Annotated in this window: 13 protein-coding genes; 2 read left to right on the top strand and 11 right to left on the bottom strand. The window is 62.7% G+C overall.

Annotated features, from left to right (window positions below):
- Positions 1–8 precede the first annotated feature (8 nt).
- From BLU85_RS07180 to BLU85_RS07145, 7 genes are all read right to left on the bottom strand, one after another.
- Positions 9–1,127, bottom strand: a complete 1,119-nt coding sequence (locus BLU85_RS07180) for a succinylglutamate desuccinylase/aspartoacylase family protein (RefSeq protein WP_092205447.1) — start codon at positions 1,125–1,127, stop codon at positions 9–11.
- A gap of 27 nt (positions 1,128–1,154) precedes the next feature.
- Positions 1,155–1,865: an ABC transporter permease gene (locus BLU85_RS07175; RefSeq protein WP_060738926.1), complete on the bottom strand. Its 711-nt coding sequence runs from the start codon at positions 1,863–1,865 to the stop codon at positions 1,155–1,157.
- A complete protein-coding gene (locus BLU85_RS07170; protein WP_092205464.1) occupies positions 1,862–2,590 on the bottom strand; it encodes an ABC transporter permease in 729 nt (242 codons plus the stop codon). The genes BLU85_RS07175 and BLU85_RS07170 overlap by 4 nt, the downstream gene beginning before the upstream one ends.
- Before the next feature lie 57 nt (positions 2,591–2,647).
- Positions 2,648–3,430 carry a transporter substrate-binding domain-containing protein gene (locus BLU85_RS07165; RefSeq protein WP_092205448.1) on the bottom strand — a complete coding sequence of 261 codons (783 nt, stop codon included), beginning with the start codon at positions 3,428–3,430 and terminating at the stop codon, positions 2,648–2,650.
- A 325-nt stretch (positions 3,431–3,755) separates the two neighbouring features.
- Positions 3,756–5,444, bottom strand: a complete 1,689-nt coding sequence (locus BLU85_RS07155; RefSeq protein ID WP_092205450.1) for an ATP-dependent DNA ligase — start codon at positions 5,442–5,444, stop codon at positions 3,756–3,758.
- Entirely contained in the window at positions 5,441–6,472 is a 1,032-nt protein-coding gene (locus BLU85_RS07150; protein WP_092205451.1) for a ligase-associated DNA damage response exonuclease, read from the bottom strand. Before BLU85_RS07150 ends, BLU85_RS07155 begins: the two co-directional genes overlap by 4 nt.
- Positions 6,473–6,678: 206 nt before the next feature.
- The gene (locus BLU85_RS07145; protein ID WP_092205452.1) at positions 6,679–9,129 is read right to left on the bottom strand and encodes a penicillin acylase family protein; all 2,451 of its coding nucleotides are present in this window, start codon (positions 9,127–9,129) and stop codon (positions 6,679–6,681) included.
- Between the two features lie 208 nt (positions 9,130–9,337).
- Here BLU85_RS07145 and BLU85_RS07140 point away from each other — a divergent pair, with 208 nt between their 5' ends.
- Positions 9,338–9,895 (top strand): cysteine hydrolase family protein, encoded by a 558-nt coding sequence (locus BLU85_RS07140; RefSeq protein ID WP_092205453.1) that lies wholly within the window; start codon positions 9,338–9,340, stop codon positions 9,893–9,895.
- A 141-nt stretch (positions 9,896–10,036) separates the two neighbouring features.
- Here the strand turns inward: BLU85_RS07140 and BLU85_RS07135 are convergent, their stop codons facing one another.
- From BLU85_RS07135 to BLU85_RS07120, 4 genes are all read right to left on the bottom strand, one after another.
- On the bottom strand, positions 10,037–10,240 hold the full coding sequence (locus BLU85_RS07135) for an SEC-C metal-binding domain-containing protein (RefSeq protein WP_003198420.1): 204 nt from the start codon (positions 10,238–10,240) through the stop codon (positions 10,037–10,039).
- Positions 10,241–10,245: 5 nt separating this feature from the next.
- A complete protein-coding gene (locus tag BLU85_RS07130) occupies positions 10,246–10,731 on the bottom strand; it encodes an LEA/WHy family protein (protein ID WP_060738920.1) in 486 nt (161 codons plus the stop codon).
- Between the two features lie 69 nt (positions 10,732–10,800).
- A complete protein-coding gene (locus BLU85_RS07125; RefSeq protein WP_092205465.1) occupies positions 10,801–11,289 on the bottom strand; it encodes a YchJ family protein in 489 nt (162 codons plus the stop codon).
- Between the two features lie 2 nt (positions 11,290–11,291).
- Positions 11,292–11,789: a DUF6231 family protein gene (locus tag BLU85_RS07120; protein WP_060738918.1), complete on the bottom strand. Its 498-nt coding sequence runs from the start codon at positions 11,787–11,789 to the stop codon at positions 11,292–11,294.
- 192 nt (positions 11,790–11,981) lie between these two features.
- Between BLU85_RS07120 and BLU85_RS07115 the strand changes: the two genes are divergently transcribed.
- Positions 11,982–12,680, top strand: a complete 699-nt coding sequence (locus BLU85_RS07115; protein WP_092205454.1) for a PA1041 family peptidoglycan-binding anchor lipoprotein — start codon at positions 11,982–11,984, stop codon at positions 12,678–12,680.
- Positions 12,681–12,728: the final 48 nt, after the last annotated feature.

The raw sequence follows: 12,728 nt of genomic DNA, 5'->3' as shown, positions 1-12,728 counted from the left end.
ATGCATCCTCAAGGCGAAAGTAGGTAGCCGCTGCGGTAGGCTTCGGTGCCGGCGACATGGGCGATCACCATGCCGGCCGTGGCCATGCGGCGCAGCGAACGGGCGTACAGCAGCCCGGCGTTACGGCAATGAACGGGGGTGACGGTGTCGTTGACCGGATCGATGACTTCCGCGATCAGTTGCCCCGCCTCCAGGTATTCGCCGGGCAGGGCGCTGTAGACCAGCAACCCGCCCACGGGTGTGGCCACCGGCTCGACCGCGGCCAGCGGCGTGGCCGGGTAGGGCAGTTCGGGCATGGGCATAGGTTCGCCGTCGATGGCGCCGAAGCGGATCAGGTATTCGATCAAGGCCTGGCAGTCGAGGCTCGCCAGGCCATGGTTGACGTCACCCTGGCCACGCAACTCCACGGTCACCGAAAAACTGCCCAGGGGAATCTCGAAGCGTTCGCCGAAGCGTTCCTTGAGTTGCCACCAGAGCAGGGTGAAGCATTCGTCGAACGACTGGCCGCCTGAATCGGTGGCGAGCAAACTGGCCTCGGCACCGATGTAGCGCGCCAATGGCTCGACCTGCGGCCAGGCTTCCGGTGTGGTGTACAGGTGGGCCACGGCTTCGAAGTCGCAATGCAGGTCCAGCACCATGTCGGCGTCGCAGGCCAGCCGTTGCAGGGCCAGGCGCAGGGATTGCAATTGCGTGCCGGGGGTCTGCCGGGCGAGGGCATCGCGCAGGCTGGTGCGGATCAGCATCAGGTTGTGCTGCGGATCGTCGGTGAGCAGCTCTTCGATTTCATTGCCGATTTCTTCGCTCAGGTCGACGAAGCGGCGGTTGAAGTTCTGCCCGCTTTCGGTTTCGTAGCGACCCAGGGGCACGTCCATCAGCACTTGTTCGAGGCCGATGGGGTTGGCGACCGGCACCAGCACGATCTCGTGGCGCAGGTGGCCCGACGCCTCGAGCTCGGCCAGGCGTTGCTTGAGGTGCCAGGCGACCAGCATGCCCGGCAGTTCATCGGCGTGCAGGGACGACTGGATATAGATTTTGCCGACGGCTTTTTCCGGGCCGAAGTGGAAGCTGTGGATCTTGCGTGCAGTCCCCGGTACCGGCGACAGCAGGTCATGGATCAGGTGGCGCATGTGCGTGTGTGTCCTGGAACAAAAGCCCTAGTGGGTCGGCCCGAGGAAGGCCAGCCATCGGCGTTCGGCGAGGCGGAAGAGGCCCACCAGCGCAAAGGTGACGGTCAGGTAGATCAACGCGGCGATCCCGAACGACTGGAACGTCAGGAACGTCGCCGAGTTGGCATCCCGGGCGACTTTCAACACGTCTGGAACGGTAGCGGTGAACGCCACGGTCGTCGAGTGCAGCATCAAGATGACTTCGTTGCTGTAGTACGGCAGCGAGCGGCGCAGCGCCGACGGCATGATCACGTAGGCGTACAGCTTCCAGCCGGTCAGGCCGTAGGCCTTGGCCGCTTCCACTTCGCCATGGTTCATGCTGCGAATCGCCCCGGCGAAAATTTCCGTGGTGTAGGCGCAGGTGTTCAAGGCGAAGGCCAGGATCGTGCAGTTCATCGCGTCGCGAAAGAAACTGTCGAGCATGGGCTGGGCGCGCACCGCCGCGATGCTGTAGATACCGGTGTAGCAGATCAGCAACTGGATGTAGAGCGGCGTGCCCCGGAACAGGTAGGTGTAGAACTGCACGGGCCAGCGTACGTAGAACTTGGGCGAAACCCGGGCGATGGACAGCGGGATCGACACCACGAAGCCGATCAGCAGCGAGGCGCTGAGCAGCCACAGGGTCATGGCCAGGCCGGTGATGTTGACGCCGTCGCTGTACAGGAATGGCCGCCAGTATTCTTGCAGGAGTTCGATCATCGCACCGCCTCCCGGGCTCCGGCGGCGTAGCGGCGTTCAAGCCTGCGCAGGATGAAATTGGACGCGCTGGTGATCAGCAGATAGATCAATGCCGCCAGCACCAGGAAGTAGAACAGCTGGTAGGTGCTCTTGCCCGCATCCTGGGCCGCCTTGACCAGGTCGGCCAGGCCGATGATCGACACCAGCGCGGTGGCCTTGAGCATCACCATCCAGTTGTTGCCGATACCCGGCAGGGCGAAGCGCATCATTTGCGGGAACACCACGAAGCGAAAGCGTTGGCCACGCTTGAGGCCATAGGCCGTGGCGGCTTCGACCTGGCCCCGGGGGACCGCGAGGATCGCGCCGCGAAAGGTTTCGGTGAAGTACGCGCCATAGATGAAGCCCAGGGTGATCACCCCGGCGCCGAATGGGTCGATCTCGATGTATTCCCATTCCATGAAGTCGGTAAACGAGGTCAGCCAGGTTTGCAGGCTGTAGAAGATCAGCAGCATCAGCACCAGGTCTGGCACGCCGCGGATCAGCGTGGTGTAGAGCTGGGCAGGGATTCGCAGCAGTTTGACGCGCGACAGCTTGGCACTGGCGCCCAGCAGGCCGAGCAAGACGCTCAACAACAAGGACAGGGCCGACAGCTTGATGGTCATCCAGGTGCCTTGCATCAGCAGCGGGCCGAAGCCCTGCAGGCTGAAGGCGGAGAGCCCCAGATTTTGTAGGAGTTGTTCGAACATGAAAGAGGCCTTTGGCAGGAAAAAAGCGCCCATCCGAGACCGGATGGGCGCAGCGCATTATTTGCCGCTGTACAGATTCAGATCGCCAAAGTGTTTTTTCTGGATCTCGGCGTACGTGCCGTCGTCGTGTAACGCTTTGATACCTTTATCCAAAAGGGCCTTCAGCTCACTGTTACCTTTCTTGATACCGATGGCGGTCTTGGCGGGCAGCAGTTCGCTGTCCACTGGCTTGCTGATTTCATAGCCTTCGCCTTTTGGCGACTTCAGGAAGCCCAGCTCAGCCTGGAGCATGTCCTGGATCGCCGCGTCGAGGCGGCCGGAGGTCAGGTCAGAGTAAACCTGGTCCTGGTTCTGATAGGCCTGGGTCTTGACGCCGGCCTTGTCCAGCACGGCCTTGGCGTAGGCTTCCTGGATGGTGCCTTGCTCGTAGCCGATGGTCTTGCCTTTGAGCGAGGCAACGTCTTCGCTCAGGCCCGAGCCCTTCTTGAAGACATAGGCCGTTGGGCCGGAGAACAGCTCGTTGGAGAAGTCGATGACTTTTTCCCGGGCCGGGGTAACGGTCATGGAGGAGATCACGCCGTCGAATTTGTTGGCCTTCAGGCCCGGGATCATGCCGTCGAAATCGCTTTCGACCCATTTGCATTTGACTTTCAGCTCTGCGCAGATCGCATTGCCCAGGTCGATGTCGAAACCGACCAGGCTGCCGTCGGCGGCTTTGGATTCAAACGGGGCGTAGGACGGGTCGACACCAAAACGCAATTCCTTGTATTCCTTGGCCGTGGCGACGCCAGCGGCCATGCACAACGCCAGTGCAGAAAGGGTCAGCAGTGCTTTTTTCATTATTCAATCCCTAAAACCAATATGAGCGCTTGTGGCGCGTAAGTATTGTTACCGGTGAAGGCGAGAACGGTATGACGGCATAAAGGTAGCAATTTCCGAACCAGAGTGCCGAACAAGTGTTTTAAAAGCATATGCGGCAGATGGTGGAACGCGGTGGTGCGCGGAGGAGATCGTACAACAAAAAGGTGCCCCAGGATGGGGCGGGCATGATAGGTCTTTGTGGGAGCAAGGCTTGCCCGCGATAAAGGTGACGCGGTCTACCGGAAAACGAGGCGCCTGCTTCGCGAGCATACTTTGCTCCCACAGAGTGTTCGCCACCGAGGTGCTATTTCAACAAATCCTGTAGCGTCGCCAACGTGTCGGCTTCATCGACGCCCTTGTCCTGGCGCCAGCGCAGCATCCGTGGAAAGCGCACGGCGATCCCGCTCTTGTGGCGCTTGGACAGGGCGATGCCTTCGAAGCCCAGTTCGAACACCAGGGTGGGGGTGACGCTGCTCACCGGGCCGAACTTCTCAACGGTGGTCTTGCGTACGATGCTGTCGACCTGGCGCATTTCCGCATCGGTCAGTCCTGAGTAGGCCTTGGCGAATGGCACCAGGGTGCGCTCGCGACTGCCTGGCGGGTTGTCCCATACGGCGAAGGTGTAGTCGCTGTAGAGGCTGGCGCGTCGGCCGTGGCCGCGCTGGGCGTAGATCAGCACCGCGTCGACGCTGAACGGGTCGATCTTCCATTTCCACCACACGCCCATGTCCTTGGTGCGACCGACGCCGTACAGCGCGTCGCGGGCCTTGAGCATCATGCCCTCGACACCGAGTCTGCGAGACGCTTCGCGCTGCCGGGCGAGGTCCAGCCAGTCCTGCCCGGTGACGATCGGCGACGGCAACAGCACCGGGCTGTGGATACGGGCGATCAGTGCTTCCAATTGTTCGCGGCGCTCGGTCTGGGGGCGGCTGCGCCAATCCTCGCCTTGCCATTCCAACAGGTCGTAGGCCATCACCGCCACGGGGGCGTCGTCGAGGATTTTCTTGCCCAGGGTCTTGCGCCCGATGCGCTGCTGCAACAGGGCGAAGGGTTGCACCGCCGGCTGCAACGGTGCGTCCGGGTCGAAGGCCTCCTCGGTGACCGACTGGGGGGCTTTCCAGACCACAATTTCACCGTCGATCACCGTGCCGTCAGGCAACGCCTGGGCCAGCGAATGCAATTCCGGAAATCGTTCAGTGACCAGGTCCTCGCCTCGCGACCAGACCCACAAATGGCCGTCGCGCTTGATCACCTGGGACCGGATGCCGTCCCATTTCCATTCCACCTGCCAATCGCTGGCCGGCCCCAGCAGCGCGTCGAATTGCTCCACTGGCGCAGACAACGCATGGGCCAGGAAAAACGGATAAGGCTGGCCGCCGCGCTGGGCATGTTCATCGTCGGACTCGGCCGCGATCAGTTTGAGGTAGCTGGCGGCCGTGGGACGATGGGACAGGTCGGTGTAGCCCACCAGGCGTTGGGCCACCCGTTTGCTGTCCAGCCCGGCCATGGTCGCCAGGGCCCGGGTCACCAGCAGTTTGGATACGCCCACCCGGAAACTGCCGGTGATGAGTTTGATGCAAAGCATCAGGCTCGGCCGGTCGAGCTGCGCCCACAGCGCCGGAAGCCGTTCTGCCAGGACGTCGGGCGACTTACCGCGCAACGGCAGCAGTTTCTCTTCGATCCACAGCGCCAGGCCTTCATCGGAGCTGTGGGGCGATTCGGGTAATACCAGCGAAATGGTTTCGGCCAGGTCGCCCACGGCCTGATAACTTTCTTCGAACAGCCAGAGCGACAACCCGGATACCTGGACCGCCAACTCCCGCAGGATTTTTACTGGCACCAGTTGCCGTGGACGCCCGCCGGACAGGAAATACACGGCCCATGCCGCGTCCTGGGGCGGGGCTTTGCTGAAATAGTCCTGCATGGCCGTGAGCTTGGCATTGCTGGAGGTGGTGGCGTCCAGTTCGGCGTACAACTCGGCGAAGGCTTTCATGGCGCTTCCTCAGCGCTGTCGGTGGCCGTAGCGAAGTCTTCTTCGTCGTCGCCGTATTCGGTGGTGAACCCTTGGGCATCGAGGCCTTGCTCGCACAAGTGGCGTACCAGTACGGCGACTGATCCATGGGTGACCATCACCCGTTCGGCGCCGGTCTGTTCGATGGCCCAGAGCAGGCCAGGCCAGTCGGCGTGGTCGGACAGCACGAAACCCCGGTCCACGCCACGCCGCCGACGCGTACCACGCAGGCGCATCCAGCCGCTGGCGAAGGCGTCGCTGTAGTCGCCGAAGCGGCGCATCCAGCTGCTGCCTCCGGCAGAGGGTGGGGCGATGACCAGCGCCTGGCCCATGATCGGGTCGTTCTTCTTGATATCGCCGGCATAGATCGTGGGCGGCAGATGAACCCCGGCCTCGCGGTAGACCCGGTTCAGCGGTTCCACCGCCCCGTGGGCCAGGATCGGGCCGAGGCTTTCATCGATGCCGTGGAGAATCCGCTGGGCCTTGCCGAAGGAATAGCAGAACAACACGCTGGCCCGGCCGACGGCGATGTTCCCGCGCCACCACTGGTTGATCTCGTCGAAAATCTGCCCCTGGGGTTGCCAGCGGTAGATCGGCAGGCCGAAGGTCGATTCCGTGATGAAGGTATGGCATCTCACCGGCTCGAACGGGGTGCAGGTGCCGTCAGGCTCGACTTTGTAATCCCCCGACGCCACCCAGACCTCGCCTTGATATTCCAGCCGTACCTGGGCCGAGCCCAGCACATGGCCGGCGGGGTGAAAGCTCAAGGTCACGCCATGGTGCGACAGGCGTTCGCCGTAGGGCAGGGTTTGCAGGTTGATGTCCTGGCCCAGGCGTGATCGCAGGATGCCTTCGCCGGGTGCCGCTGCCAGGTAATGTTGGTTGCCGCTGCGGGCATGGTCGCCGTGGGCGTGGGTGATGACCGAGCGTTCAACCGGACGCCACGGGTCGATGTAGAAATCCCCGGGTGGACAGTACAGGCCTTCGGGGCGGGCAATGACAAGATCCATGCAATCACCGGGACGATGGGCTTGTCAGGTAGAGGCGCTGGCGAGGGGGGAAGTTCTATCGGATTTGGGGGGACTGGCGCCATCGCGAGCAAGCTCGCTCCCACATTGGCTTTGTGTCGAATCGCAATACGGATTCAACACCGGCCCCTGTGGGAGCGAGCTTGCTCGCGATCGGGTGCGTAGCGCCCGCAAAAAAAAAGCTGCAGTTACTTGCCGGGCACCAACGTCAACCGCGTCTTGCCATACGCCCGATCGAAGTTCTGCGACTGCAACGGCAGACTCTGGTACTGCCCCTTGATCCACGGATCGATGCCATTGGCATAGTGCGGGCTGACCGGGTTGCCGGACTGGCCGGCGCCGTCCTGGATCATCAACGGTTCGGGCTGGCCGAAGTCAACGATAAAGCGCATGGCCGGCGCCAGGGTGGTGGTGAAGTCCTGGCCCCAGGCGAACGCCGCCGAGTTGAGCGTAGTGGCGTCGCCACCGGCCGGTAGCGGGCCGCGTACGATCTGGCCGGTGCTGTTCTTCCAGGCGTAGCGATGCAATTGGCCCCATTGCCAGGCCTTGTGGTCACCGCCCAACTGGCTGTCACCGGCGTTGATGGTGGCGGCCAGGCTGCGGGCGAGGATAACGGCCTTGTCTTCTTTCTGGGGTGTGCGCACATCGTCCCAGAACGGGCTGTCTTCACGCCCCAGCAGATGATCGGCCTGGGCCGAGTAGGACAATTGGCCGTTGGCGACCAGCGCCTGCCACGCCGGGCTGCTGTCCGGACCCAGTTCGTCGAGGAAAATCTGCTTCATGCTTTCCTGCAGGAACAGCTCATAGATCGTCGCGTCGGCGGAGGTCGGGCTGAGCCGGCCATCGAATGCCATCAAGCGGCTATAGGCTTCGCGAGCCTTGGCCCGGTCAGCCACCGGCAGGGCTTCGATGGCCTGTTTGAGCGGTTGGCTCATGCCCGGCGCTTCGAAGACTTGCTTGAGCTTGGCCGCGAACGTCGTGGTCTGGTCGTATTGCATGGCGGTCAGGCTGCGGGTGTCGTGCTTGCCTGCGCCGGCCAGTTCGGCCATGCGTTCACCACGCTCCGGCGAAGCCCAGGAGTTGGACAACTGCATGCCGTAGCCATGGGGGATGACCCGTTGGTTGGCCGTGCCGAGCCAGCCTTGGGCCGGGTCTTGATCGTAAGGGTGCAGCATCGGGTCGGCGTAACCGTCCCAATCGTAGCGACCGTCCCAACCCGGCGATGGCAACAGGCCCTCGCCTTCACGGCGGTTCGGGTAGCGCCCGGTGACTTGCCAGCCGATATGGCTGGCGTCGGCAAAGACCAGGTTCACCGCCATGGCGCGGATTTCCCGGCTGGCGTCGGATGCTTTCTCGACGTTCTGCGCCCGGGACAGGTCGAAGAAGGCGTCCAGGGTCTTGTCGTCGCTGAAACTCGGCGTCTGCAAGGCCAGGCCGAAGCCGTTGGCCCTGGCGGTGCCTTGGGCGCTGTTGAGCAACGGGCCGTGGCGGGTCTCGAAGACCGCTTCACGAATCGGCCGCTGGCCTTTGATGAAGTAGGTTTCGTTGCGCACGATCGCCGGTTGCCATTTGCCGTTGACCTCGTAGGACAGGCCATTGCCCTGGCGGCGGATTTTTTCCAGGAACAGATCCTGGTTGTCCCCCAGCACGCTGGTCATGCTCCAGGCCACTTTGCCGTTGAACCCGGCCAGGATCATCGGGATGCCCGCCACGGAAATCCCGGCCGCCTGGTACTTGGGCGCACGGATCTGTACCGGGCTCCACAGCCCCGGCATGCCCAGCGGCCCGTGGCTGTCGCTGGCCAGCAGGCTCTTGCCGCTGCGGCTGCGTTGTGGCGCGATGGCCCAGTTACTTGAAGACGCAGCACCCAACAGGTTCAACCCGGCCAATTGCTGGGTGGCCTTGCTGATTTCGTTCAGGCCCGGGATCTGGCCATTGAGGCGCAGGCCCTGGAGCTTGTCGGCCTCGGCCACGGGCAGTTGCTCGTCCGGATAGGACGGGCTCAGCCAGGCGAGTTTGTCGTTGGTGACGGTCTGGGCCAGCACCAGGCTGGCGATTTCTTCCGGCAGGTTGGCTGACTGGCTGAAGTTCAGCAGACAGAACATCAGCGCCGAATCTTCCGGTTTCCAGTATTCAGGTTTGTAACCGGTGGCGGCCAGGTCCGACGGCAACTTGTCGCGGTAGCGGAACAGGTAGGCGTTGACGCCACGGGCATAGACTTCGAAGAAACGCTTGAGCCGAGGCGAAGACGCCTTGTACAGCTCGTCGGCGTTTTTCTTCAGGTTGACGGCGCGCATGTAGCGGTCGACCTCCAGCCGTTCGGCGCCGGACATCTCTGCCAACCGTCCCTGGGCCAGCAGGCGCAGGGTCACCATCTGGGTGATACGGTCGCTGGCGTGGACGTAGCCGAGGGTGAACAAGGCGTCATGGAAGCTGTTGCTTTCGATCAGCGGCATGCCTGTGGCGTTGCGGCGGACCGAGACGTTCTGCGCCAGCCCCTTGAGCGGTTGCACACCGGACGTGGGCGGGACCGTGTCCTGGGCATTCCAGGTCTGGCATCCGCTCAAACCGAGCACACTGGCCACCGCGGCGGCAACACCGAGCCGGGGGATGAAGGAAATAGAGGCTGGCGAGGCCATGGCAAAAGCTCCTGCGGGAGGGGGGTGGCACCAATAAAGGCGCTACGTTAGTGAGCAGGCGGAGGCCGCGCAAGCGGGGGCGAGGGTTATTTGTTGATTTGGCGATGAAAGCCCGGGACCGGGTCATCGCTTTTGTTCGAAGGCTTGCCTGTTGGAAGGGGTGATGCTCAAGTGTGCAACAGACAAAGACCAAGCAAGAGAAACCGGCATGGAGCTACAGAACGACGCGGCGCTGATCCTCATCGATCAACAAAAAGGCATCCTTCACCCCAGGCTCGGCCCTCGCAACAACCCCGAGGCAGAGCTGCGCATGCTGGAACTGCTGGCTTTCTGGCGACACACGGCGCGCCCGGTGATTCACGCCCACCATCTGTCCCGCTCGCCGGACTCGGTGTTCTGGCCGGGGCAGTCGGGGGTGGAGGTCCAGCCACGGTTCGAGCCGAAGGCAGGGGAATGGTTGGTGCAAAAGCAGGTGCCGGATGCGTTCAGTGGCACCCACCTGGAGCGAGACCTGCGCCAAGCCGGAATCAGGCAACTGGTGATCGTCGGTGTGGCGACGCATAACTCGGTGGAGTCCACGGCGCGTACGGCCGGCAATCTGGGATTCGACACCTGGGTGGCCGAGGACGCCTGCTTCACCTTCGACAAGAACGATTACTTCGGCAACGCCCGTTCGGCAGCCGAAGTGCATGCCATGTCCCTGGGCAACTTGCACGGTGAGTATGCGACGGTGGTGGGGGTGAAGCGGATTCTGCAGGCGGGCTGATGGACAGGTACTGACAGCGCCGGCCTCATCGCGAGCAAGCTCGCTCCCACAGGGCAATTGCGCTGAGGCGCAGAACTCTTGTGGGAGCGAGCTTGCTCGCGATGACGGTCTAACAGGCGAAAAGCTTTTTCGCCCAGCCCTTCAGGCCCCGTGGCACTTCTTGAATTTCTTGCCATTGCCACATGGGCAAGGGTCGTTGCGACCGACATCCTTCAGGGCGTTGCGCACCGGTTCCTGGTGGGCGTGGCCGCAGTTCGGGCCGTGGACGTGGCCGTGGTCATGGTCGTGATGATGGTCGTGATCGTGGTTGCAATCAGGGCCGTGGACGTGGGGTTGCTGGGTCATCGGGGTTACTCCGCAATTAAATCGGCGGCGATTATCACGCCATTGCGTTCAAGGTGCACGTAGTGGGCGATGAATAATCCGGTTTCCAGCTCACCTTCCAGGCGATAGGGGATCTGTTCCCGGGGTTTCTCCAGCAGCTTCACCACTTCCCGCACCTGTGGCCACAGGTTGGTGCGCACCGGCACCTTGAAGTAGGCGCTGTGCTTGGGGCGCACGGTGAACCAGTGCTCATGCTCGCCTTCGGTCAGCAACAGGTCGCCCAGGTGGATGCGGTAGGTCAGGCCGCGAACGGTGAGGTCGCTGTCGCCGGGGTTGTCGACGCGAAAGTGCAGCGTGAACCTCTGCTCCACCAGCCGGGCCCGCACCACCTCGACTTTGACCAGGTGCACCTGCGGTTCCGGGGCTTCTTCACCTCGCCAGGATGCACAGCCGCCGAACCCAACGAACAGCAGCAGGCAGGTGATGCGCAACAAGAATGATGGAGGGGTCATGTCCGTGCCTCTGGTTTATCCCCAGTCTAGCCCCTTGGGGCGATGGGCGAGCGTCGGACGTTTCCTAAATCAGCGATTGAAGTAGCCGGCGCAGCACTTCTTGAATTTGTGCCCGCTGCCGCACGGACAGCTGTCGTTGCGTCCGGTCTTGACCGGCACGGTCGGATCGATGAAGTACCAGCGCCCGTCGTTCTGCACGAACGAGGACTGTTCACGGTGGCTGTGCTCGCCCTGGCCGTCGTGCCAGCGTGCCGTGAACGTGACGAAAGCGTGTTCCGGTTGACCGCCGAACACTTCGCTGCTTTCCACGTCCAGCCCCAGCCAGGTGCTGTTGGCGCTCCACTCGCGGATGGACTGGCGATCGAGGCCTTGTTGCTGGGCGGGCAGGGTGGTGGCGACCAGATAGTCCACCAGGCCCAGCACATAGGCGCTATAGCGCGAGCGCATCAAGGCTTCGGCGCAGGGCGCCGGATGACCGTCGTGGTAGTGGCCGCAGCAGGCCTCCAGTGAGTTGCCACTGCCGCAGGGACAAATGGGCGAGTGCGAGCTTGTGTTCACGGTTACCACCAATATTTTCCAAAGTTTTCCGGGTTGGCCCAAAAACGTGAGTTGAGCCAGTCGGGGACCTGTTTGTATTCAAGCAGATCGTAGGTGAACAGGGTCAGCACCTGATCTTCGCGCTGGAATCGCTCACTGGCTTGCAGGGCCAGGGAAAAAAAGTCCGTCTCCTGCCAGCCGCAGGCGTTGAGGTCGGCGAGCACGGCGATGCGGCTGGCGTTGAGATTACGGATGCCGCCCAACAGGTTCAGACCCTCGCGCTTGGGCAAATGCTCCAGGCAATCGAGCGCCAGGGCCAGGTCAAAACGTCGCGCCGCCACGTCCGCCGGCAGTGCACCGGGGCCGGCGTGGACCACTTCGGTGTCGGGGTGGGCCTGCTGGAATGCTTCGAGTGCGGGAAAGCCGCTGGCACCGATCAGCAGCAGTTTTTGCGGGGCGTAACGGTCAAGTACGGCCGCCAGGGCTTGCTGGGGGGTACGCGAAGAAATGGCAACGGTCATCGAAGTTCCTCAGTCAGAACCACCACGATAGCCTGCCCGGACAGCATGGCCTAGAGCGGTTTGTCTCTGAACGTGCGGAATCTTCGCAAACACGGGGCGAAAACCCGCGATTGCTCAGGCTGGCGCAGATACGAAGACGGGTCTTTACTCCCCTGAATCGGCGCCAAGCCGATCCCTCAAGGAGAAAACCCGATGAGCATAGTTCGGACAGCGTTACCCCTGGTTCTGCTAACCAGTGTGTTGACTGGTTGCGCAGGTTTGCAGAAAACCGACTGGCCGATCTGTGCGGCCACTGGCGGTGTGGTCGGCGCGGGATTGGGCGCCATCGAAAGCAGTTCCTGGATCGGCCCGGGAGCGCTGGTGGCCGGCACTGTGGCGGCGGGCTGGTGCTGGGCCCATGGCGACGGCGACGAAGACGGCGATGGCGTGCCGGACAGCCGCGACAAGTGCCCGGGCACACCGAAGGGCGTGCAGGTCGATGCCGACGGTTGCCCGCCACCCGCCCCGGCGCCGGTGGTTGTTGAAGAAGTCGCGGTGGTCAAGGAAGAAACCATCGTGATCCGCGACGTGCACTTCGAATTCAACAAAGCCACGCTGACCCCGGCCGACAAAGAGGTACTGAGCACGGTCGCCACCCGGCTGAAACAGGAAACGTCCACCGCGCAATTGCGGGTCACCGGCCATACCGATAGTGTCGGCAGCGATGCCTACAACCAGAAACTGTCGGAGAAACGGGCCAACTCGGTGGTGCAATACCTGGTCGAAAACGGCGTACCGCGCGCCAGTTTCGTCTCGGTGTCCGGTGCCGGCGAGAGCCAGCCGGTGGCCGATAACAAGACCGCCGATGGCCGCGCGATGAACCGTCGCACGGAAATCAAGATAAACCGCTGAAACCCTTGTCATCCGCGGCTTGTCGAGTTGCGGATGCGGGTCTTTACT

This window comes from Pseudomonas sp. NFACC14 (genome assembly GCF_900106885.1).
Classification (GTDB): Bacteria; Pseudomonadota; Gammaproteobacteria; order Pseudomonadales; family Pseudomonadaceae; genus Aquipseudomonas; species Aquipseudomonas fluorescens_AA.
Note: the sequence above shows the minus strand (reverse complement) of the source record. Positions and strands in the feature narration are given on the sequence as shown.